The sequence below is a fragment of the Kerstersia gyiorum genome (genome assembly GCF_048595715.1).
GTDB classification, from domain to species: domain Bacteria; phylum Pseudomonadota; class Gammaproteobacteria; order Burkholderiales; family Burkholderiaceae_B; genus Kerstersia; species Kerstersia gyiorum.
In genome coordinates, this window is sequence record NZ_CP169556.1 from 1,130,450 (window position 1) to 1,151,964 (window position 21,515).

Here is a 21,515-nt window from a genome sequence, read left to right on the forward strand (position 1 = left end):
AAGTTCCTGTTGTTGCTGTCAAGGTTCGAGATTGAGGACAGTGCGAAAGCCCACGTGCATGGTGGACATGGCGGCCTCCTGGGGCTGGCGCGAGGCTGGGCGGTAACGCATGCAAAAATTCGGGGCGCAGAGGAAGGAGCCGCCCTTGATGACGCGTGTGGCAGCCTGGCGGCCAGGCGCGAGGTGGGCTTGGGCCGGGGGTTCTGAGGAAGCCTGCGGGTCGTGGTAGGGGCGCCAGGGGTCGCGGGTCCATTCCCAGACATTGCCGACGGCATCCCACAGGCCATGGCCGTTGGCGGGAAAACAGCCTACGGGCGCGCTGCCGGCATAGCCGTCACGTACCAGGTTCTGCGCCGGGAAATTGCCTTGCCAGGTATTGGCCATCAGGCGGCCTTGCAGTTCCGGCGTATTTCCCCAGGGGTAGGTAGCGCCTTCCAGGCCGCCACGCGCGGCATATTCCCACTGCGCTTCGGTCGGCAGATCGCGCCCCAGCCAGCGGGCATAGGCCTGCGCATCTTCGTAGGCGATGTGAACCACCGGATGGTTTTCCAGCCCTTCGATGCCGGTGTCGGGACCGCCGGGATGGCGCCAGTTTGCACCGGGAACCCAGGCCCACCATTGATAGGCGCCATGCTGCTCGGTTGTTCCATGGTCGTCATGGTCGTGGCCCGCGCCCGCATGCCCGCTTGATGGCCTGGCAGGTGGGACGAAAACCGCTGAACCCGGTTGGCGGTAGGCATCGGGCACCTGGATGCCGTGGGGGAGATCTGGAGCGTGTTCGGCACGGGTGACATAGCCGGTCGCGGCGACGAAGCGGGCAAACTGGGCATTGGTCACTTCATGGCGATCTATGAAAAAACCGGCCACGGCCACCGGATGCACCGGTTTTTCTTCAGGGTAGCCGTCGTCGGCACCCATCAGGAAGCGGCCGCCGGGAATGGCAACCAGGCCGGCACGGTTGGGTGCTTTGTCCGTGGCAGGGCCGAAACCGTCGGGAATGCCGCTGTAGGCCAGGCAATCATGCGCTGGCGCCGGGGCGGGCAGCGGCGTGGCGGCCCCCGCCAGCGGAGGGGCGGCCAGTCCGGCCAGCCCGGCCAGCAGTCCGGCTGCCAGTACGCAGCGCGCCAGCGTGAGGCCATTACCCGGACGCTCAGAGGCTTTCATCGAGGTCCTTGTAGTAATTCAGGCTGTTGCTGTAGCCCGGGCGGGACGCCAGCCCTTCGAAATCCATGACGCCGTTGCGGTTGGCATATTGCTCATACTCCGAAATCATTTCCTTGAGCTTGTCCGGGTGCTCGGCGGCCAGGTCTTTCAGTTCGGCGCGGTCGGCGGCGATATTGAACAGTTCCCAGCGGTCCTTGCCCCAGGGGGCATTGGCGTAAACGATTTTCCAGTCGCCCACGCGCATGGCGCGACGGCCATTCAGCTCCCAGCCCTGGCGGAAGGTATCGTGCACGCTGTCGCTGCGGCCGGCCAGCATATCCACCATGGAGCGTCCTTGCATGGGGACGATATCACGGCCGCGATATTGCTCGCCGGGCTGTTCGACCTGCGCCAGTGCCAGGATGGTGGGCGCCACGTCGGTCACGTGCGCAGGGGCGCGAACGAATTCACCTTGGCGTTTGCCGCCAGGCAGGCGCACGATGCTGGGCACGGAAATGCCGCCTTCATACATGAACGCCTTGTAGAGGTTGAACGGGGTGGAACCAAGCTGCGCCCAGCCTGGCCCGTATTCCACGAAAGAGCCCGGCCTGCCGGTATTCTCGTAGCTGTTGTCGCGATGCTTGTGGGCCCAGGCGCGGGTCGCGCCTTCGTCCAGCACGGTATTCCCGTCCGCACCGTTGTCGGACATGAAAATGACGACTGTATTGTCATACTGGCCGGTTTGCTTCAGATGGTCGATGACCCGTCCGATCTGGGCATCCATGGCTTCGACCATGGCGGCATAGACGGCCATGCGCCGGCTTTCCACGCGTTGCTGCTCCGGGCTCAAGTCTTTCCAGCGCGGCCAGGCCGGGTTACCGACATAGCCTTGCATGTCCTGGGGCACGAGGCCCAGCTTTTTCATGCGTGCCAGGCGTTCCTCGCGCAGCACGTCATAGCCGGCGTCGTAGCGGCCTTCGTATTTGCGGATGTATTCGTCCGGCGCCTGGAGCGGCCAGTGCGGTGCGGTAAAGGCCAGGTAGGCAAAGAAGGGTTGGTCCTTGCGCTGGTCGGCGTCGATATAGGACAGCAGGCGCGATGCGAAGAACTCGCTGGAATAGAAGTCGTCCGGCAGCTGGACTTCCTTGCCGTTCTCCCGGTACAGGGCGACGGGTGCCTTGTCCGCGTCAAACGTGATGATGCCGCTCTGGTCGTAGTGGCTGGCGCCGCCGTGCATCAGGGCATAGGACTGATCAAAGCCGCGTTGCGGCGGTGAAAATTCTTCCTTGACGCCCAAATGCCATTTACCGGCCATGTAGGTGCGGTAGCCGGCGTCCTGCAGCACGACAGGAAAGGGCAGCGCGCGATCGCTCAGGTAGCCTTCGTAGCCTGGCAGGCTACGCTGTTGCGGTGTCAGCAGTTCGGCCATGCTGCCAAAGCCGACCTGGTGATTATCCGCGCCAGACATCAGCATGGCACGGGTGGGAGAACAAAAGGGCGACGCATAGAAGTCGGTCAGCGCCACGCCATCCTGAACCAGCGCATCGAGATTCGGCGTGGCGATTTCCCCGCCGAAGGCACCGATGTCGGAATAACCGAGGTCGTCGGCGACGATCAAAAGGATATTGGGGCGTTGCGGCTGGTCGGCGGCGCTGGCCGCCATGGCACAGGCAGCCAGCGCCAGGCCGAGCAGGCGCGGCATCAGGTAGGGTTTGTGGTGGATCATTGTTGTTATCCCTGATTATGGTTTTGGTGGATTTTTTCTAGGGCCTTGCCATGGGCGAGCAAAAAATGAAACGGTTTGCGCAAAGCGCTGCTTCATGGCTCTGCCGCCACAGCGAGTAAAAACCGGGCCGGCACAGCCAGCCCGGGGTAATTCAGGGTTGCTTACAGCCCTGTTATGCAGGCCGCTCAGGCGGCCTCTTTTGTATCCTGGCGCGTGGCGGTTTGCCGGTCTGCCAATGCCTTGGGCTCGGCCTGTCCCGCTTCGGCGAGGAAATCTCCTACCAGACGGGAAAAGCGCGCTGCATGTTCGATCTGGGTCCAATGGCCGCAGTGCCCGAACACATGCAGTTGAGACCGTGGAATCCATTGCGACAGCGTGAGCGAGTTCTGCAGTGGAATGACCTGGTCTTCTCGGCCGTGAATGATCAGGGTTTCATGCTGCAGGGTGCGAATGTCCTCTTCGTGGCTGGCCAGCGCATCGACCCAACGCTGGCGCGGGGCGGGGAACATGGCACCGAAGGCTTCCTGCACGCCGGGGCGGATGCTGGCCTGGTAGCGCAGTTGGGCCAGTTCATCGCTGACCAGATTGCGGTCGTGGGCGAAGATATCCAGTACCTGGCGCATGCTTTGCGGCGAGGGCGTGTAACCCCAGACGGAATCCAGGCCGGGAGTCAGGGCGAAGGGCACGCCTACGCTGCCCATTAGCACCAGCCGGCGTACCCGCTCCGGGTGGCGGATGGCCAGCGCCAGCGCCAGGGCGCCGCCAAACGAGTTGCCGACGATATCGGCCTGTTCGATGCCCAGGGCATCCAGCACGCCCAGCGCCTGTCGTACCCAGACCCAGGAAAACAGGTCATGGCGTACGCCCGGCAGCGACAGATCCAGCCCTTCGCTATAGCCGAAGCCGGCCATGTCGGGCGCGATGACGCGGGCACGTTGGGCCAGCGTCGGCATGACCGTGCGCCAGTTGGCCCAGGCCGACACGCCGGGGCCGGAGCCGTGGATCAACAGTACCGGCGCACCCGAGCCCATGTCATGAACATTGGTGCGCAGGCCGCTGGCCATGACGCTGCGGCCGATCTCCGGATTGGTATCAGAGCTTGATGCAGACATTTTTCAACTCCGTGTAGAACTCCAGCGAATGCACGCCGCCTTCGCGGCCGATGCCGGAATGCTTGGCGCCGCCAAACGGCGTGCGCAGGTCGCGCAGGAACCAGCTGTTGACCCAGGAAATGCCAACCTTCATACGTTGCGCCACGCGGTGCGCGCGCGCTACGTCGCGCGTCCAGATGGCAGCGGCCAGGCCGTACTCGTTGTCGTTGGCCAGCCTGAGGGCTTCTTCTTCAGTGTCGAAGGGGGCGATATGGCAGCACGGACCGAAAATTTCTTCCTTGATGACCCGGGCCGTTTCCGGCAGCCCGGTCCAGATCGTCGGCTGCACCCAGGCGCCGTCGGCCAGTGCGCCCGCCATGGCCGGTTTGCCACCGCCAGTCACGACCGTTGCGCCTTCTTCGGCCGCCAACTGATAGTAGGACAACACCTTCTGCTGGTGTTCGCGGCTGACGAGCGGCCCCAGTTTGGTGTCCGGGTCTTCGGGCAGGCCGATCTTCCAGCCTTCAATCTGACGCTTGAGTTCGGCGACGAAGCGCTCGAACAGGGGGCGCTCCACGTACACGCGCTCGGTGCCCAGGCAGACCTGGCCGCTATTGACGAAAGCCGAGCGCAGCGTGCCCTCGATGGCGGCGTCGAAGTCGCTGTCGGCAAACACGATGGCGGCGTTCTTGCCGCCCATTTCCATGCTGACCGGACGGGCGCCCTTGGCGGCGGCCTTCATGATGACTTCGCCCGTGCGGGTTTCGCCGGTGAAGGTAATGGCATCCACATGTGGGTGGGTCGTCAGGAATTCGCCCGCTGAATCCGGGCCGAAGCCGTGCACCACGTTATAGACGCCCGGGGGGATGCCGGCTTCGTTCATGACTTCGCCCAGCAGCGCGGCGGTTTGCGGGGTTTCTTCCGAGGGCTTGACCACGACGGTGTTGCCGCAGGCCAGCGCCGGGCCGACTTTCCAGGTCATCAGCAGCAGCGGCAGGTTCCACGGACAGATCACACCGACCACGCCCACCGGACCACGGTAGCCGTAGTTGATCGCGCCACGGCCGTCCGGCGTCTGCATTTCAAAGAACTCGGTCGGCACATTCTTGATGACGTCGGCGAAGATCTTGAAGTTGGCCGCGCCACGAGGGATGTCGATGTGGCTGGCGATGCTGCGCGGCTTGCCGGTATCGGCGCACTCGGCCGCCAGGAACTCGTCGAAGCGGCGGTTGATGCCATCGGCCACGGCATACAGGCGCTCGACGCGCTCGGCCACCGTCATCCTTGCCCAGGGGCCGTCCAGCGCGGCGCGGGCAGCGGCCACGGCGCGGTCGACTTCGGCCTTGCCGGCTTCGTGCACTTGGGCAATGACGCTGTGGTCCAGGGGCGAATGTTTGGCGAAGTGTTTCTGTGTCGCCACGTACTGGCCGTCAATGAAGTTGAGAATCTGTTTCTGGGTCATGGCTGATGTTCCTGTTGCCGAGTTGCTGCGGCCGCGCCGCAGGCGGGGTTAGTATTCCTGGGCCAGTGCTGCGAGCCCGGCCCCGGCGATGATTTCGTCCTGGGCTTCGCTGCCGCCAGAGACGCCGATGCCGCCCAGGCGCTGGCTGTCGATCTCGATGGGCAGGCCGCCGCCGAAGGCCACGAAGCGCGGCCGGCGCAGCAGGCCGTCGCGCACGGCAGGTGAATGCGATTGCAGGGCTTCGGGCCACTGCCCGGTGGCCAGCCCGAAGCTGGCAGAGGTATAGGCCTTGTCAATGGCGATGTCGATGGAGTGCAGGGGAGCGCCGGGCTGGCGGATGAAGCCGACCAGCAGGCCAGCCGCATCGGCGACCGCGATATTGACCTCTATGCCCAGGGCCTCGGCTTGCCGCAGGGCGGCATCGGTCATCACCCAGATGGCGCGGGCGCTCAGCGCGGTGCGCGCCACGGTGAGGCCGGCGCGGGCGGCGGCTTCAGTTGCGAGGCCCGCAATGGGGGGCGTGCTCATGCCAGTCTCCTTGCTGGGGTGTCAATCAGCCTGCCGTACAGCGGCAGGCGGTAGGAAAAGCTGCCTGGCTACGGGCAGCGTCCCGCAGCCAGGCGTGTGGCCGGGGGCGGGATACGGCCCGGCAGATCAGGTATAGACGTCGGTGAACGAAGGCACGAGGTCGCCGGTGTGGTAGAAAATCCCGCTGCCGAGCATGTCTTCGGTCCAGGTGGTCACCGGACGATCTGGCTGGGCCAGGTAGCCCAGGCCCGCAAAGGTTTCATTGCGGTTGCCGCTGGGGTCGAAGAAATAGATCGTCTCGCCGCGCGTGATGCCATGACGCGTGGGCGCCACGTCGATACGCACCTTGTTCTTGGCCATGATGTCGGCCGACTTCAGCACGTCATGCCAGGAATCCAGGAAGTAGGCGATATGGTGCAGGCCGCTGGTCGGGCCGCCCACGAAGGCGATGTCGTGCGGCGTCGTGGTGCAGGCCATCCAGGTCGCGGCCTGGATGCTGTTGTCCGGGCCGGCCAGTACCTGTTCGGTCGTGAAGAAGCCCAGGACTTCCTGCATGAAGCGCGTATTGGCTTCCACCGTGTTGATGCCTGCCTCCGGGTTCAGCTCGCACATCAGCAAACAGTGGTCCAGCCAGTGCACGCCGCAGCCCTTCAGGCCATCGGGCCAGGGGTCGGGGTTCAGCGAGCCTACGCCCGTGCCGGCGAATTCCTTGTCGGCGTACAGGCGCAGGTCGTGGCCGCTGGGCAGGTGGAATTGCAGCTGGCGGCCGGTGAAGGGCAAGGCGCCTGCCGGAATCATGGTCGTGCTCAGGCCCCAGTTCTCGATGCGGGCCTGCAGTTCGTCGAGTACGGCGTCATTGCGGACTTTGTAGGCCAGGTGGTTGAGGCCGCCCTGGTCCGCCTGGGTGAGGATCAGCGAGAACTTGTCCCACTCGTCCCAGCATTTCAGGTACACGTGGCCGGCGTCGTCCTGGTGCACCACTTGCAGGCCCAGTACGTCCTGGTAGTGGTGGATGGCCGCCTGCATATCCATGACTTTCAGGCTGGCGTGGCCGATGCGTAATACGGGGCTGCTCATAGTCTGTCTCCTTGTCTTTCTGGTTGGGTCCGGGGCCGGGCCCCGGTTCACTGCCTGGTCTGGCCGTTCACGGCCATGTCAGGACAACGCCAAAGCGGCGCGGTCCTGCGATTCAATAACGGGGGGAGCTGTCACCTGGGGCTGGCCGGCCGTGGCGGGCGTCGTGGGAGCGGGACCGCCGTCCGCAGGGGGGCACGTTCCCGGCGTCTGGCATGGCGGGCGGCAGAAGGGCTTGCGCAGCAGCGGGCTGACTTCCAGCACCACGGCTTCCAGCGGCGCCACGCGGCAGGCCAGCGTGTAGCCCTGGGCTTCTTCTTCCTGGCTGACATGCGCCCGGCTGACCGGGCCCAGTGCCCGCACGCTGCCTTCTATGATCCTGACCTTGCAGACGCCGCAGCCGCCGCTGACGCAGCCCACCGGAATGCCCTTGCGGCCGAGCTTCAGCATGCCCTTGAGCAGGCTTTCTTCCAGCGAGCATTGGTAGGTCTCGTCCGATTGCACGACGCGGACCGGCACTTTCTGGCAGGGTGTCAGCGGCAACATATGCGTGTCTCCTTCCGTTGCTGCATGGCGCGGTATGTTCCGCGTTTCCATGCATCCCAAGATTCGATATCGGCCTAGATGCGTTTGAACAGCGCGCTGCGGACGTTGTTGGCGTCCGCCGCCGAGAGGAATTTCTCGGTATAGATGTCGCGTTCGAACAGCCGGCCTTTCATCAGGGTGCCGATACAGGCTTCTATCATGGGCGGCGGGCCGCACAGATAGGCCTTGCGTCCGGAAAAATCACCGGCCAGGTGATGCTGCGCAACGTCGTGCACGAAGCCGCGCGGGCCGTCCCAGCCGGAGTCCTCCGGTTCGTCGGACAGCGCGGCCACATATTCGAAGTTGGGATAGCGCTGCGCCAGTTCCCGGAATTCCTGGTCGTAGTACAGCTCGGCCCGGTTGCGCTGGCCATAGACCAGGGTGATGGGATGGTCGCAGCCGCTTTCCAGCAACTCCAGAATCATGGAGCGCGGGCTGGACAGGCCGGATCCGCCCGCCATGAACAGCATCGGCATGGCGGCCGAGCGGCGCACGAAGAAACGTCCGTAGGGGCCGCTGACATCGAGCTGCTGGCCTTCCTCCAGGCTTTCGTGCAGCCAGGTGGTGCCGGCGCCGCCGGGAATACGACGCACGTTGAGCTCGATTTCCGTGGCCTGGCCATCGGCGCCGGGCGGATTGGCGATCGAGAAGGCGCGGGTGCCCTCGATGCCGGGGATGTGAACCTGGACATACTGGCCAGCCTGGAACTCGATCGGTGTATCGAGTTTCAGGTGAATGGCCTTGATGGTGGGCGTGAGGGTTTCGATGCGGGTCACCGTGCCGGCGAAGTCGCGTACCGGGATGATGCGCGCGTCCGGGTCTTCGTCGATGTCCGCCTCGATCACGGCGTCGGATTCCAGGGTCGCGCAGCAGGCCAGGGTTTTGCCTTCGTCGCGCTCGAAGTCCATCAGTGCGAACGGGTTGGCGTTGCCATGATCTATGTCCCCTTCGGCGACTTCGACCTTGCAGGTTCCGCACAGACCGTGTCCGCACGCATGCGGGATGTAGATGCCCTGGCGTAAAGCGGCATCCAGCAAGGTCTGGCCTTCCTCCACGTCGATGGTGGCGCCCAGGGGTTCTATCGTCAGCTGATAGCTCATGTTTGCTTCTCCTGTACTGTCTGCGCGTCGCTTAGCTGTGGCTGCCGGCGATCCCCGTCAGCCCAGGTGTGCGAAAGCGGATCACATCCTTGTGGCCGATGCCGTTGTCGGCCAGGCTGCGCGCGGCGTCCGGCTGCCAGGGCTGGCCGGATTTCAGCCACTCGACCTTGTCCCAGTCGATCAGGGCGAAGTCCGGGTGCTGGCTGTAAATGGTTGGCAGAATGCTGTCGCGCAGCGCCGCGAACGGCGTGTCGGGCGGCACCGGCAGGCAGACCGGCGAGCAGAAGGACAGGTGGCCATCCCAGCCGATGTACAGCAGTGGCGCCGGGAAGCGGTCCTCCGTGTCTCGTGCCGGGAAGTCATACGGGGCGAGCGTGCGCAAAGTCATGGCGTGTCTCCTGTTCAAACGCTGCGGCCAGTCCAGCTGGCAAAGTTCTTCTGGTCGGGCGAACCGTCGAATTCCATGTTGTCCACGCCCGGCTGGATGCCGTACCAATCCAGCACGGCGGCCAGCGGATCGAAGCCTTCGGCGGTTGGATCGACATCGGGCTTGAAGCAATTGCCCTGGTAGATCTGGTGCACCGGCAGCCAGGACTGGATGAATTTCTGCGGTTCGTGGTCGAAGACCTGCTTGCAGCCGTCGCTGCAGAAGTGGAACTTCTGGCCCAGATAGGTGCTTTCGCGATAGCAGATTGCCGTCGGGTCGCCGGGTTCGGTGAAGGCCATCGGAATCTGGCAGGTATTGCACAGCATGGGCAGCGCGTTGTTGTAGAAGCGCTTGCCTTCCTGTTGCAGCTTGCGGTAATGCAGCAGGCGCGGACGGTAGAGCTTGTCGAAAGTATCGGGGTACTTCTGCGACAGCCAGTCCAGTTCCTCGTCTTCGGGCACCCAGGTGTGCATGGCTGCGGCGCCGCAGTAGTTGTAGAAGATATTCCATGCCTGGTGGCTCAGGTGGTCCTTCTCCTCCATGGCCTGCTTCCAGCCCAGCGGTTCGCGGATGCCATAGCGCGCCAGGTCGCGGAACAGCGCGCCGCCGTTGGCTTCGCCGTACATTTCCCAGGCTTCCTTCCAGCTCATGACGCGCTTGGGCAGCATGTAGTCCTGCATCATGGCGACCAGCGTCAGCACGCGGTAGCCGCGCCAGAACCATTTGTCGATCCAGCCCTGCACGATGGGCACGTTGGCCGGGTCCTGCTCCAGCATGAACTTGATGCACTCGATGCCCAGCGTCATGTGGCGGGATTCATCCGATTGCGCCGAGAAGCCGAAGGTCACGGTGGACAGGTCGCCGTTGTGCGCCGCGCCGGACATGAAGGGCACGAACAGCAGATTGGTCAGCACATACTCGAACGAGAAGCTGATGGCGGTCAGGAACTCGAAGGGGCCGGAAGTCAGCGCATCCTCGAAGAAAGACTTGGGCACGGACAGGTACCAGACACGGTCGAACCACTGGTTCGAGTTGTGCATGCCGTTGAAGTACTTGTTGTAGTGCGACAGCGCGTGCGTTTCGGTCTGGAAGTGGCGCAGTTCGTCAATGGCCTGCATCTGCGTGGCCACGCGCGCGCCTTCGCCGGTGAAGTGGCGGCCCAGGTGGGCAAAGCCGCGATAAGCGTAGTACTCCAGCGGCGTCACGCCCTGGATGAACAGCTTGAGCGCATTGATGTAGCGGGCGTCAGAGACGCTCAGCTGGCCGTTGTTCTGGGCAAAGGCCTCGATCACGGCATAGAGCTTCTTTTCCTTTTCGCCCTGGTATTTCCAGTAGGCGTCCATGGTCAGGCGGAAGGGGTCTTCCCATTTGTCCCAGTCGTGGATCTTGATGCCTTCGAACTTGTCATAGGGAAACACCTTGTCCATGGGCTGGTAGCTGGTTTCCCAGCCCAGGCCGCGGGTCATGGTGGCGTAGCGCTCTTTCAGGCCGAGCTTCTTGCGTGTGACTCTGGTATCCATATCTTGTCTCCGTTTCTGTCTGTTCTTGGCAGGGAGGCTCAGGCGCCCCAGCTCAGGGTCAATTGGTCGTCGTCCTCGTCGATGTTGCCCGACAGGGTGACGAGGTTGACGTGCAGCTGCTGCAGGTCGTACGGCTGGCCCGTATGCTCTTCGATCGTGGCGCGCTGGATGCTCAGGCGGCCCGGGGCGTCGATCTTCACCAGGCCGGGCGAGTAGACGGCACTGGCTTGGGGGTTGTCCTGCAGGATGGCATCCACCACCGGGCGGGATTCTTCATTGGCCTGGAAGGCGATGAATACATTGGAGGTCGTGCTGGTCATGGCGGTGATCCCGGGTCAGTTCAGGGCGAGGCCGATCTTGGCCATGCGGGTATGCAGTTCTTCACTGGCGGCGCGCAAGGCGGCGGCTCCATCGTCCTGCATGGCAAGCTGGGCAACCGGCGCCAGGACTTCCTGGGCACGGGCACCGTGGCGGGCCAGCCATTCCTGCAGCTGTGCCTTGTTTTCGGGGGATTCCGCCGCCATGACCTTGAGCAGGGCGTCGGTCCAGCGGGCCGATTCCTTGTGCCATTCGGGCATGAAGACCGTCAGCATGGCCAGCGGCGTACCGCCGCGCTGGGACACATAGCCGTCGATGTACTGGCCGTAGATGAGCGGGTAGAGCAGGCCGTCGAGGACGACGTTCTGCAGTACGAACAGCTCGACCGGGTCCATGACGACGAAGGAATCCTCCAGGAAGCGGCGCAGCGGCTGCCAGGCCGGGGCATCCAGCCAGTCGGCCTTGCCTGCGTCCAGCAGCGTCGTTTCCGCACCCATCAGCAGGCCCAGGCGCGTCAGGTATTGCGCGGCGCCCAGGTGGTCCATGGCGTGCATCAGCACCGGCGCGGAAAACGCTGTGCCATAGCTGCGGCTACAGATGCTGCAATTGTTCATGTTGCCGCCCCAGGCGACGTGGCGCAGCGGCATCAGCGTGGCGGCCACGTTGGCGCGCAGGGCATCAGGCATCATGTCGAGCAGCTCGCGCGATTCCACGAACTGGTAGTTGGCATCCATGGCTTCCTGCTGGCGGGCGCGCGCCATGGTCCAGGTGGCGTAGTAGAACTGCCGGGGGTCGCGCAGCGAATTCCAGTCCGCCATGCGGATCGCCGTGCGGCGCTGGTCGAACAGTTCGTACTCGGGCTCCCAGGTGGCGCGGTAGTGGAAGTTCTCCGTGGGCTGCGTGCTCAGGATGGCTTCCAGGTAACGCGACGCGGGCTTGTCGCCGGTATAGGCTTGCACGCGGTCGAAGGTCTGGCGCAGGGGCTGTATTTCCCGTGCCTGTAAATCAATGTTCATGCCTAGTCTCCTGTTGTTGTCGGTATGGCTGCATGGATGCTTCAGTCTTCGTGTCCGTCCTCGTGCCCTTCTTCGTGCGGCGGCAGCATCTCCACGTGGTTGGCTTCGCAGAAGGCCTTGAAGTCGGGGGGCATCAGGATCAGTTCGACGACCAGTTCCTGCCAGCCCACGGAAAATTCGAATTCGATGAACCCGTTGTCACGCTGGCCAGTGACCCTGACATAGCGTTTGCTCAGGTCAACGGCGGGCAACGGGATGGAGGTGTCGTCTGTCGTCAGGGCACTCATGGCGATTTTTCCTTTTCGGCTGTCTGTACAGGCCTACTTGCAATAAGCGTGCCAGCTCGCAGGAATATCGATAAAACCAGGGAAAGCCCTTAAAAAAACAGAGCCGACCCCCTGTTTTCAGGGGGCGTAAAGAGAATCATATTTATTTGATCGTCGCTGATTTTCGGCTCATTGCACTGCATCATGATGAGATGATGAATTCATCCGGCGGCAATGAACGAATTCCGCATCAGGGAAAACAGCAGGATGCACGGGATCATCAAAACCCGATAATCAGGCGCATAAATATCGATAAAAAACGAGACATGCCCGAATCCAACACCCCTGTTTTCCCATCCGACCGGGACCTGCGCAGGTTGCTGCGCTTTTCCCGCATGGATGGCCGGATCTGGCTGGCCGGCCAGCGCATGCTGTTGATGCATGTGAATACCCTGCGTGCGATGCGCAAGGAAATCATCCAGAGTTTCGGGCTGGAGCAGGCCAGGACCCTGTTGACGCGCGCCGGGTATTCGGCGGGCGAGCAGGACGGCTTGCTCGCCCGCCAGGTGCGCCCCGACCAGAGCGTGTTCGAGGCCTTTGCCATCGGCCCGCAATTGCACATGCTGGAAGGTGCGGTGCAGGTCGAACCCCTGGTATTCGATTACCAACCGCATGCCGATCCGGTGCGGCGCCATTTCCATGCTGTGTTCAATTGGTCGTACAGCTGGGAAGCTGAAGCGCACATGCAGGAATATGGGCAGCAAGATGACCCGGCCTGTTGGATGCAACTGGGGTATGCCTCGGGATACTCGACGGCGTTTTTCCAGCAGCCCGTGCTGTTCAAGGAGGTTCGATGTACGGCCTGCGGGCATGCGCATTGCCAGATCGAAGGCCGTTTCCTGCATGAATGGCCAGCAGCGCAGCGCGACGAACCCGATGCCGGGCCGGTATCGGTTCAGGAAACCGTGACGGCCCTGCGCCAGGAGGTCGAGGCCTTGCGGGGTCAGCTGGACCAGAACCGCCATCGCAGCCAGCTGGTCGGCCAGTCGCCGGCGTTCGAGCGCGCTTTCATGTTGCTGCAACGGGCTGCGCCGACCCAGGTGACGGTGCTGCTGACCGGGCCGACAGGCGTGGGCAAGGAACAGTTTGCCCGCGCGCTGCACGCCATGAGCGACCGTGCCGAGCAGCCATTCGTGGCCATCAATTGCGCCGCCTTGCCTGCCGATCTGATCGAAAGCGAACTGTTCGGTGTTGAAAAGGGGGCCTATACCGGCGCCGTGCAGACCCGGCTCGGGCGTTTCGAGCGGGCCGATGGCGGCACCTTGTTCCTGGATGAACTCGGGGAACTGCCCCTGGCGGCCCAGGCCAAGCTGCTGCGCGTGTTGCAGCAGGGTGAAATCGAGAAACTGGGAGGCACGGAAGTGCGCAAGGTCAACGTGCGCGTGGTTGCGGCCACCAACGTGGACCTGGAAAAGGCGGTGGAGACTGGCACATTCCGCCGGGATCTGCTGTATCGCCTGAATATCTACCCGATACAGATACCTTCGCTGTGCGAACGCCTGGACGACATTCCCCTGCTGGCGCGGCATATGCTGGAGCAGTACTGTACCTTGCACGGCAAGCGCGTGGCGGGCTTTACCGGCCCAGCCATGGCGGCCCTGTGCAACCACGACTGGCCAGGCAATGTGCGGGAGCTGTCCAACCTGATAGAGCGCGGCGTCATCCTGACGCCGCCGGAACAGCCTATCGACGCCGGTACGCTGTTCCCGTCGCTAGATATGCCGCTGACGGATCATTTGGCGGCGTCGGGCCAACTGGCTTCGGCCGACGATGAAACCAGCGAGGGTGACGCTGCGACGCTGTCGCAGCCGGGCAGCCTGCAGAGCGCCAGCGGCGTGTACTACCTGTTGCAGAAGCAGGGCCTGGGCCTGGATGATCTGGAAAGCCTGCTGCTGCAGGAGGCATTGGCGCAGGCAGGCGGCAATATGGCAGCTGCGGCGCGGGCGCTGAAAATGACGCGGCCGCAGCTCAGCTACCGTCTGTCCCGCATTCGCGGCAAGGGAGAGGAATAGCCATGTCGAAGCGATCGTTCATGGCGCAACTGTCCGCTGCGCTGGAATGCGGTGAAGGGGACGATGAGCTGCGCACCCTGACGGAACAGACCTATGCCAGGCTGCGCGCCGATATCATCGAAGGGCACCTGCAGCCGGGCAGCAAGCTGCGCATTGACCACCTGCGCGGCCAGTATGGCGTCAGCGCCGGCACGCTGCGCGAAGCCCTGACTCGCCTGGTCAGCGATGCGCTGGTGACGGCGGAAGGGCAGCGCGGCTTTCGCGTGTCGCCCATCGCGCTGGAAGACCTGGAAGATCTGACCCGCTTGCGTGTTCATATCGAAACCCATGCCTTGCGGCTGGCCATCCGTCACGGCGATATGGCCTGGCGCAAGGCGCTGGAAGCCAGTTTCGAGGCCATGTCGGAATTCGAGCAACCCCTGACCATGGCGCGCCGACGCCAGTGGGAAGTGCTGAATGCGCGCTTTCACGATGCCTTGCTGGCCGGCCATGAGTCTCCCTGGACGCGCCGCGTGTTGCGCCTGCTGACGCGCCATGGCGAGCGCTATCGCTGCTTTGCCATGCAATTGCCGGGCATGACGCGCGACGTGCACCTGGAACACAAGGGGATTTTCGAACTGGCAATGGCCGGCGAGGACGCGCGAGCCGCGTTGGCGCTGGAAGCCCATATCTGCGCGACGCCGTATTCGCTGATCCGTGCGCTGCGCGATGGCAGCATCGTGTTGCCCGGCAGTGTCGATGAACGCAGCGTGGTGGCATGAGCGGCGCAGGCCTTCTGGTGGGATGGGTATCTGGGCGCTGCGTCAGGGACTAAAGGGGCAGCAGAGCTTGAGTGTCTCAGGGCGCCAGGGCTTGCCAGAGCATCTGCGCGCACAGCAAGGCCATGGTGATGCGAAAGCCCAGCCGGAAATAGCGCTCCGGCATGTTGTCGAGCAGGCGCGTGCCGGCATAGGTTCCCAGCACCCCGCTGGCAATCATGCAGGCCAGCAGGAAGGCCCACTGGGCATAGGCGAAGCCGAGGACGCCGAACGCCAGGATTTTCAGTCCGTGCTGGATGCTCAGGCAGGTGGCATGGGTGGCAACCAGGCGTTGCTTGGTCAAGCCGATTGCGGCCAGGAGCGCGGCGACTAGCGGCCCGGTGGCGCCGACGATCATGGTGGCGAAGCTCGTCAGGGCCCCGCCAGCGATCAGATAGGGCTTGCCGGGCGGGCTGGGCGGCGGTTTCTTGCCGAACACGGCCCACAGGATGAACACGGCCAGCAGCAGCTTGGCGCCGCGTTCAGGAATATACGCAGCGACAGGGCTGCCCAACGCGATGCCGATGACACTGCCGATCGAAAACCAGAGCACCAGCGGCCAGATAACGTACTGGCGCTGGATGACTGTGCGGCCCAGGTTGGAGCCCATCTGGACGATGCCGTGTGCCGGCAGTACGCTGCTGACGGGCAGGCCTGCGGCCATGATGGCCAGCATTGCCACGCCACCGCCCAGTCCCATGGCGGAAGTCAGCGCCGAAGTGAAAAAACTGGCGATGACGAGCACGATGGCAAAGGCGTGCGTGACTTCCGGCGGCAGGGTGATGAATTCGAACATGGCCGGGGGCGTTCAGCCCAGCACCGGGTGGCCTGTGAGACGCAGCAGTTCCGCCGTCTCATGCAGCGGCAGACCCATGACGCCGCTGTAGCTGCCGTCCAGCCGTTCGATGAAAACCGATGCCAGGCCCTGGATGCCATAGGCACCCGCCTTGCCTTGTGGTTCGCCGCTGCGGCAATAGGCCTGGATTTCGGTATCGCTCAGGGACTTCATCCAGACCAGCGATACGGATTCGCGTTCATGTGTCTGGCCGTTGGCTGGGTCGTACAGCGCCACCCAGGTACGCACCTCATGGCGCGTGCCGGACAGGCGGTGCAGGATGCGTGCGGCATCGTCGGCGTCGGCTGGCTTGCCGAGTATCTCTTCACCCAGCGCGACAGACGTGTCGGCGCACAGGATCAGGCCTGGGGGCAGGCTTTGCTGCTGCACCCAGTCCACCGCACGCCGGGTTTTTTCCAGCGTGGTACGCCGGGCGTACTCGCGCGCGCTTTCATTGGCGAGCCGGGGTTCGTCTTCGCCAGGTGGCGACGGCACGCGCAGCACGCTGTGGGCCAGGCCGATCTGGCCCAGCAGTTCGGCGCGCCTGGGGCTGGCGGAGGCCAGGTAGAGTGGCAGGCGGGAGGCTGAGGGTGTGGCGGTCATGGCGATGGCCTGGAGCTGGATTTCAGCTGCGGTGATAGGGGTGGTTCTGCAGGATGGTCCAGGCACGGTAGAGCTGTTCGGCCAGCATGACCCGCACGAATGGATGCGGCAAGGTCAGCGACGACAGTCTCAGGGCCAGGTGGCCGCGCTGCTTGAGGCTGGCATCCAGGCCATCCGGCCCGCCGATGATGAAGGCGACGTCACGGCCTTCCTGGCGCCAGTCCTGCATGGCCTGGGACAGCTTCATCGTGGTGTAGTCGCGGCCGTGCTCATCCAGGATGACCAGTGTGCATTGCGGCGGCAGGGCGGCCTCGATGCGGCGCGCTTCTGCTTCCATCATTTGTGCCGGCGTCTTGCCGCCGCTGCGCGGCTCAGGCTTGATTTCCCGCAGCACCAGCGGAAAGTCCGCCGGCATGCGCTTGGCATATTCGTTCCAGCCGGTTTCTATCCAGTCCGGCATGCGCTGGCCTACGGCGAGGATGTGTAGTTTCACGGCGATGGCGTCGCAGCGGCGCGGGCGCTGCGCGAAAAGAGGGGCGCCATTCGCGGATTATCCCGGAACGGCGCTGGTGGCAGGGAAGGGCTCAGGCGTCCTGGTCCAGGCCCGGGCGCTGCTGGATGGGAGCGATGGGTACCGGACGCGTGGATTCCGGCAGCAGTTTGACCTGCACCGGCTTGTCGCCCCAGATTTCTTCCAGGTTGTAGTACTGGCGGATTGCGGGTTGCATGATGTGGACGACGATGTCGCCCAGGTCCACCAGCACCCATTCGCCCGTTTCCAGGCCTTCTTCGGCCAGGACGGGAATGCCGAGTTCCCGGGCGCAGTCGCCGACGCTCTTGGCCAGCGCACGGGTTTGGCGGTTGGAGGAGGCGGAGGTGATGATGACACGGTCGAACAGGCCGGTCAGGTGGGTGGTATTGAATACCTTGATGTCCTGTGCCTTGACGTCTTCCAGCGCGTCAAGCACGGCGCGTTGCAGTTTTTGTATATCCATGCGGGAAATATAGCGCGATCAGATGCAGCGTGGCTGCGGGAAAGAGGCGTTTTACGGGAATTATGCCGGGAAGCTGCGCCTGCCTGCGTGCGGAGCGCCGGCGCTTCAGGCGGAACCGGCGTCCCGGTACAGCCCGTGGGCGTCGATGTAGCTCGCCACGGCAGGTGCGACCAGACCGTGCAGCGAGTCGCCGTGTGCCTGGCGTGCCCGGATATCGGAAGCCGATACCTGGCGGGGTTCGAAGGGGATTTCTTCCAGCTGGCGGCCATGTGCGGTCAGCCATTCGGCCAACGCTGGCGGTGCCTGGAGGCTGGAGCCGGGGCGCTGGGCTACGGCAAGATCGACGCGGGCGACGATCTCCTGCCAGTCGTGCCAGGTGCAGAAGTTGGCAAGCTGATCGGTGCCCAACAGCCACACGTAGCGGCTGTCCTGCGGCAACTGCCGCACGGTATCTATGGTGTAGGTCGGGCCGCCGCGATCCAGCTCGGCGGTATTGATGGAGAGCCGTTCCTGGCCTGCCAGGGCCAGCCGCAGCATGTCCAGCCGCTGGTCGGCGCTGGCCTGGAGCGGCCGGCGCTGCCAGGGCTGCGCCGCCGGAATGAACTGTACGCCGGTCAGCTGCAGGTGCGACAAGGCCGCCTGCGCCAGGGCAATGTGGGCCAGGTGGATGGGGTCGAAACTGCCGCCCAGCAGGCCGATGCGCGGCAGCGGTTCAGAAGGAACGGCGTGAACGGGTGTGATCAAATCCAATCCCTGGGGGTCAGGAACTCGTACAGCCGCGCTTCCGGCGTGCCGGGTTCCGGCTGCCAGTCATAGCGCCACTGGGCCATAGGGGGCATGGACAGCAGGATGGACTCCGTGCGTCCGCCGGATTGCAGGCCGAACAGCGTGCCCCGGTCGAAGACGAGGTTGAATTCCACGTAGCGGCCACGCCGGTAGGCCTGGAAGTCGCGCTCGCGCTGGCCGTATTCCTGGCCGATGCGGCGTTCGACGATGGGCAGGTAGGCCTGCAGGAAACAGTCGCCCACGGAACGTGTCAGCGCAAAGCTGCTGTCGAAGTCGGGCACGTCCAGGTCGTCGAAGAAAATACCGCCGATCCCGCGCGTTTCCTTGCGGTGCTTGAGATAGAAGTATTCATCGCACCAGCCCTTGAAGCGCGGATAGTATTCGTCGCCGAATGGCGCCAGCGCGTCGTGGCAGGTCTGGTGGAAATGCCGGGCGTCTTCTTCGTAGGCGTAGTAGGGCGTGAGGTCCAGCCCGCCGCCGAACCAGTAGCGGTCGCTGTCGTCTATGCCGGGCCGGGCCTTGGCCACGAACAGGCGCACGTTCATGTGCGTGGTCGGCACATAGGGGTTGCGCGGGTGCAGCACCATGGAAATACCCATGGCTTCCCAGGGGCGGCCGGCCAGCTCGCGGCGGTGGGCGCTGGCCGAGGGCGGCAGGGTCGCGCCCTGGACGTGGCTGAACAGCACACCGCCGCGTTCCAGGAACTCCCCGCCCTCGATCAGCCGGGAGATGCCGCCGCCGCCTTCCTCGCGGTCCCAGCGGTCTTCGCGGAATGATTCATTGCTGACTTGTTCCAGGCCTGTGACGATGCGTTGCTGCAGGTCGAGGAAGTATTGCCTGGCTGAGGACAGGGGAATGGACGGCATTGTGCGGCTCCTGCGGGAAGTGGTAGGGGTCAGGCCGCGCCCGATCCGCGCTTGAACGCGCGCCAGCCGATGTCCGTGCGGTATTGGCGTCCGTTGAAATGGACGCGCTCCACGGTGTCATAGGCCAGATCGCGGGCAATGCGCAGCGAATCTCCCAGGGCTGTAACGCACAGTACGCGGCCGCCGTTGGTCAGGACATCCTGGCCGTCGTAGCGAGTTCCGGCATGGAACACCATGACATCGGAATTGTCAGCCGGCAGGCCGGTAACGGCGTCGCCCCGGCGGGGTTCGCCGGGATAGTTGGCCGCTGCCAGCACGACGCCGATAGCCGTGCGCCTATCCCAGGTGATTTCCGCCTGGTCGAGCGTACCTTCCACAGCATTTTCGAGGACATCGACGAAATCGCTTTTGATCCTCATCATGATGGGCTGAGTTTCCGGGTCGCCCATGCGGCAATTGAACTCCAGCACCTTGATCGGGCGGGCCGGATCGTCGCCCGGGGCGATCATCAGGCCGGCATACAGGAAGCCGGTGTAGGGGATGCCGTCGCGCGCCATACCCTGCACGGTGGGCAGGATCACTTCGCGCATGATGCGATGGTGCATTTCCGGTGTTACGACCGGCGCGGGCGAGTAGGCGCCCATGCCGCCCGTATTCGGGCCGGTATCGCCGTCGCCCAGGCGCTTGTGGTCCTGGCTGGTGGCCAGGGCGAGCACGTTGCGGCCATCGACCATGACGATGAAGCTGGCTTCCTCGCCTTGCAGGAATTCCTCGATGACGACGCGGGCGCCGGCCGCGCCCAGCGAACCGTCGCCCAGCATGGCGTCCACGGCTTCGTGGGCCTGTTCCAGGGTTTCCGCCACGACCACGCCCTTGCCCGCCGCCAGGCCGTCGGCCTTGATGACGATGGGTGCGCCCTGGGCCTCAATATAGGCATGCGCCTGGGCCGGGTCGGTGAAGGTCTGGTAGGCCGCCGTCGGAATGTTGTGGCGGAACAGGAAGGCCTTGGCGTAGTCCTTGGAGCTTTCCAGCTGGGCAGCGGCCTTGGTGGCGCCGAAGATCTTCAGCTTGCGGGCGCGGAACACGTCGACCACGCCGGCCGCCAGGGGCGCCTCCGGGCCCACCACCGTCAGCGCGATCTGTTCGCGCTGGGCGAAATCGGCCAACTGCTCGGGATCCGTGATATCCACGTTTTCCAGGTTGCGGGCGAGTGCGGTACCGCCGTTGCCAGGAGCGACATAGACCTTGTGGACGCGTTCAGATTGCGCCAGGCGCCATGCCAGGGCATGTTCGCGGCCGCCCGAGCCGATGACCAAGAGTTTCATTGTTTGAATCAGTAGGGTGGTTGCCACGACCAGCGTGGAGGATGCTGCCAAGGCCTGCGCCCGTTGCCGGGCGCAGGCTGTTTCTTGTTCTGCAGGCGGCCGCATGGGCGGCCGCGCGAGTGGACGGCCTTATTCGGTTTCGTCCAGGACTGCGGTGGTGAAAACTTCCTGGACATCGTCCAGGGCTTCCAGCGCATCCAGCAGTTTTTGCATTTTGACGGCATCTTCGCCGGTCAGCTCGGTTTCGTTGAGGGCTTTCATGATGATGCCGTCGACTTCCGGCGTCAGGCTGGCTGCCAGCAAGGCATCGCGCACGGCAGCGTAGTCGCCTGGGGCGGTGATGACTTCGATCACGCCTTCGTCATCGGTCTGGATGTCCTCGGCGCCGGCTTCCAGTGCAACTTCCATTACCTGGTCTTCAGAGGTGCCGGGCGCGAAGATGAACTGGCCGCAGTGCTTGAACATGAAGGCCACCGAGCCTTCCTGGCCCAGATTGCCACCGTTCTTGGCGAAAGCGTGGCGGACTTCGGCGACCGTACGGGTACGGTTGTCGGTCATGGCGTCTACGATGACGGCCGCGCCGCCGATGCCGTAGCCTTCGTAGCGGATTTCCTCGTAGTTGGCGCCATCGGCGCCGCCAGCCCCGCGCGTGATGGCGCGCTGGATGTTGTCCTTGGGCATGTTGACGTCGGTGGCCTTGTCCCAGGCCAGGCGCAAGCGGGGGTTGGTGGCCGGGTCAGGGCCGCCGGCTCGCGCGGCGACAGTGATTTCACGGATGATCTTGGTCCAGATCTTGCCGCGCTTGGCGTCCTGACGCCCTTTGCGGTGCTGGATGTTAGCCCACTTGCTGTGTCCGGCCATAGTGCTCTGAAATAAAGGAAAAAAACGGAAAGAACCGGGATTTTAGCTTGCTTGACGCCGCAGGGGGAGAATCGCTCCTGCGGCGTCAGGGAAATGCGCCGGGAGACGCCGTCGGGCAG

At 64.1% G+C, this 21,515-nt stretch carries 23 protein-coding genes and 1 pseudogene; 2 read left to right on the plus strand and 22 right to left on the minus strand.

Annotated elements, in window-relative coordinates:
- Window positions 1–18 precede the first annotated feature (18 nt).
- The 14 genes and pseudogenes from ACEW7X_RS04960 to ACEW7X_RS05025 form a co-directional block, all read right to left on the minus strand.
- Entirely contained in the window at window positions 19–1,164 is a 1,146-nt protein-coding gene (locus ACEW7X_RS04960; RefSeq protein ID WP_134838193.1) for a formylglycine-generating enzyme family protein, read from the minus strand.
- Window positions 1,151–2,869: an arylsulfatase gene (locus ACEW7X_RS04965; RefSeq protein ID WP_130487140.1), complete on the minus strand. Its 1,719-nt coding sequence runs from the start codon at window positions 2,867–2,869 to the stop codon at window positions 1,151–1,153. Before ACEW7X_RS04965 ends, ACEW7X_RS04960 begins: the two co-directional genes overlap by 14 nt.
- A 185-nt stretch (window positions 2,870–3,054) precedes the next feature.
- Window positions 3,055–3,981, minus strand: coding sequence for an alpha/beta fold hydrolase (locus tag ACEW7X_RS04970; protein ID WP_420177698.1), 927 nt, complete (start codon window positions 3,979–3,981; stop codon window positions 3,055–3,057).
- Complete coding sequence (locus ACEW7X_RS04975; protein ID WP_068373980.1) at window positions 3,962–5,422, minus strand: 2-hydroxymuconic semialdehyde dehydrogenase; 1,461 nt, start codon at window positions 5,420–5,422, stop codon at window positions 3,962–3,964. Before ACEW7X_RS04975 ends, ACEW7X_RS04970 begins: the two co-directional genes overlap by 20 nt.
- A 48-nt stretch (window positions 5,423–5,470) precedes the next feature.
- Complete coding sequence (locus ACEW7X_RS04980) at window positions 5,471–5,851, minus strand: GlcG/HbpS family heme-binding protein (protein ID WP_068374163.1); 381 nt, start codon at window positions 5,849–5,851, stop codon at window positions 5,471–5,473.
- A 225-nt stretch (window positions 5,852–6,076) separates the two neighbouring features.
- Window positions 6,077–7,027 carry a catechol 2,3-dioxygenase gene (locus ACEW7X_RS04985; protein ID WP_068373977.1) on the minus strand — a complete coding sequence of 317 codons (951 nt, stop codon included), beginning with the start codon at window positions 7,025–7,027 and terminating at the stop codon, window positions 6,077–6,079.
- Between the two features lie 213 nt (window positions 7,028–7,240).
- Window positions 7,241–7,570: pseudogene (locus ACEW7X_RS04990) on the minus strand (2Fe-2S iron-sulfur cluster-binding protein); the annotation flags it as partial.
- 74 nt (window positions 7,571–7,644) lie between these two features.
- Entirely contained in the window at window positions 7,645–8,709 is a 1,065-nt protein-coding gene (locus ACEW7X_RS04995) for an NADH:ubiquinone reductase (Na(+)-transporting) subunit F (protein WP_068373974.1), read from the minus strand.
- A gap of 31 nt (window positions 8,710–8,740) precedes the next feature.
- A complete protein-coding gene (locus ACEW7X_RS05000; RefSeq protein ID WP_130487139.1) occupies window positions 8,741–9,097 on the minus strand; it encodes a phenol hydroxylase subunit P4 in 357 nt (118 codons plus the stop codon).
- Between the two features lie 14 nt (window positions 9,098–9,111).
- Complete coding sequence (locus ACEW7X_RS05005) at window positions 9,112–10,656, minus strand: aromatic/alkene/methane monooxygenase hydroxylase/oxygenase subunit alpha (protein ID WP_068373953.1); 1,545 nt, start codon at window positions 10,654–10,656, stop codon at window positions 9,112–9,114.
- Window positions 10,657–10,694: 38 nt separating this feature from the next.
- On the minus strand, window positions 10,695–10,976 hold the full coding sequence (locus ACEW7X_RS05010; RefSeq protein ID WP_068373950.1) for an MmoB/DmpM family protein: 282 nt from the start codon (window positions 10,974–10,976) through the stop codon (window positions 10,695–10,697).
- 15 nt (window positions 10,977–10,991) lie between these two features.
- Window positions 10,992–11,990 (minus strand): phenol hydroxylase, encoded by a 999-nt coding sequence (locus ACEW7X_RS05015; protein WP_068373947.1) that lies wholly within the window; start codon window positions 11,988–11,990, stop codon window positions 10,992–10,994.
- A gap of 41 nt (window positions 11,991–12,031) precedes the next feature.
- A complete protein-coding gene (locus ACEW7X_RS05020) occupies window positions 12,032–12,277 on the minus strand; it encodes a phenol hydroxylase subunit (RefSeq protein WP_068373946.1) in 246 nt (81 codons plus the stop codon).
- A 200-nt stretch (window positions 12,278–12,477) separates the two neighbouring features.
- Window positions 12,478–12,699 carry a hypothetical protein gene (locus tag ACEW7X_RS05025; protein ID WP_240733365.1) on the minus strand — a complete coding sequence of 74 codons (222 nt, stop codon included), beginning with the start codon at window positions 12,697–12,699 and terminating at the stop codon, window positions 12,478–12,480.
- On the opposite strand from ACEW7X_RS05025, the gene ACEW7X_RS05030 reads away from it, so the two are divergent.
- Together ACEW7X_RS05030 and ACEW7X_RS05035 are read left to right on the plus strand one after the other, a co-directional pair.
- Window positions 12,652–14,328 carry a sigma 54-interacting transcriptional regulator gene (locus ACEW7X_RS05030; protein WP_420177911.1) on the plus strand — a complete coding sequence of 559 codons (1,677 nt, stop codon included), beginning with the start codon at window positions 12,652–12,654 and terminating at the stop codon, window positions 14,326–14,328. The two genes, ACEW7X_RS05025 and ACEW7X_RS05030, sit on opposite strands and share 48 nt — an antisense overlap.
- 2 nt (window positions 14,329–14,330) lie before the next feature.
- A complete protein-coding gene (locus tag ACEW7X_RS05035) occupies window positions 14,331–15,089 on the plus strand; it encodes a GntR family transcriptional regulator (protein ID WP_068373940.1) in 759 nt (252 codons plus the stop codon).
- A 76-nt stretch (window positions 15,090–15,165) separates the two neighbouring features.
- Here the strand turns inward: ACEW7X_RS05035 and ACEW7X_RS05040 are convergent, their stop codons facing one another.
- From ACEW7X_RS05040 to ACEW7X_RS05075, 8 genes are all read right to left on the minus strand, one after another.
- Window positions 15,166–15,921: a sulfite exporter TauE/SafE family protein gene (locus ACEW7X_RS05040; RefSeq protein WP_068373938.1), complete on the minus strand. Its 756-nt coding sequence runs from the start codon at window positions 15,919–15,921 to the stop codon at window positions 15,166–15,168.
- Between the two features lie 12 nt (window positions 15,922–15,933).
- The gene (locus ACEW7X_RS05045) at window positions 15,934–16,563 is read right to left on the minus strand and encodes a Maf family protein (protein ID WP_068373935.1); all 630 of its coding nucleotides are present in this window, start codon (window positions 16,561–16,563) and stop codon (window positions 15,934–15,936) included.
- Between the two features lie 22 nt (window positions 16,564–16,585).
- Window positions 16,586–17,056, minus strand: a complete 471-nt coding sequence (rlmH, locus tag ACEW7X_RS05050) for a 23S rRNA (pseudouridine(1915)-N(3))-methyltransferase RlmH (RefSeq protein WP_068373932.1) — start codon at window positions 17,054–17,056, stop codon at window positions 16,586–16,588.
- Window positions 17,057–17,147: 91 nt separating this feature from the next.
- A complete protein-coding gene (gene rsfS, locus ACEW7X_RS05055; protein ID WP_068373930.1) occupies window positions 17,148–17,558 on the minus strand; it encodes a ribosome silencing factor in 411 nt (136 codons plus the stop codon).
- A gap of 105 nt (window positions 17,559–17,663) precedes the next feature.
- Window positions 17,664–18,266 carry a nicotinate (nicotinamide) nucleotide adenylyltransferase gene (nadD, locus tag ACEW7X_RS05060; RefSeq protein ID WP_068374160.1) on the minus strand — a complete coding sequence of 201 codons (603 nt, stop codon included), beginning with the start codon at window positions 18,264–18,266 and terminating at the stop codon, window positions 17,664–17,666.
- A 32-nt stretch (window positions 18,267–18,298) separates the two neighbouring features.
- Window positions 18,299–19,210 (minus strand): oxygen-dependent coproporphyrinogen oxidase, encoded by a 912-nt coding sequence (gene hemF, locus ACEW7X_RS05065; protein ID WP_068373929.1) that lies wholly within the window; start codon window positions 19,208–19,210, stop codon window positions 18,299–18,301.
- Window positions 19,211–19,239: 29 nt separating this feature from the next.
- Entirely contained in the window at window positions 19,240–20,535 is a 1,296-nt protein-coding gene (gene purD / locus ACEW7X_RS05070; RefSeq protein ID WP_068374157.1) for a phosphoribosylamine--glycine ligase, read from the minus strand.
- 129 nt (window positions 20,536–20,664) lie between these two features.
- The gene (locus ACEW7X_RS05075; RefSeq protein ID WP_068373928.1) at window positions 20,665–21,396 is read right to left on the minus strand and encodes a YebC/PmpR family DNA-binding transcriptional regulator; all 732 of its coding nucleotides are present in this window, start codon (window positions 21,394–21,396) and stop codon (window positions 20,665–20,667) included.
- Window positions 21,397–21,515 lie beyond the last annotated feature (119 nt).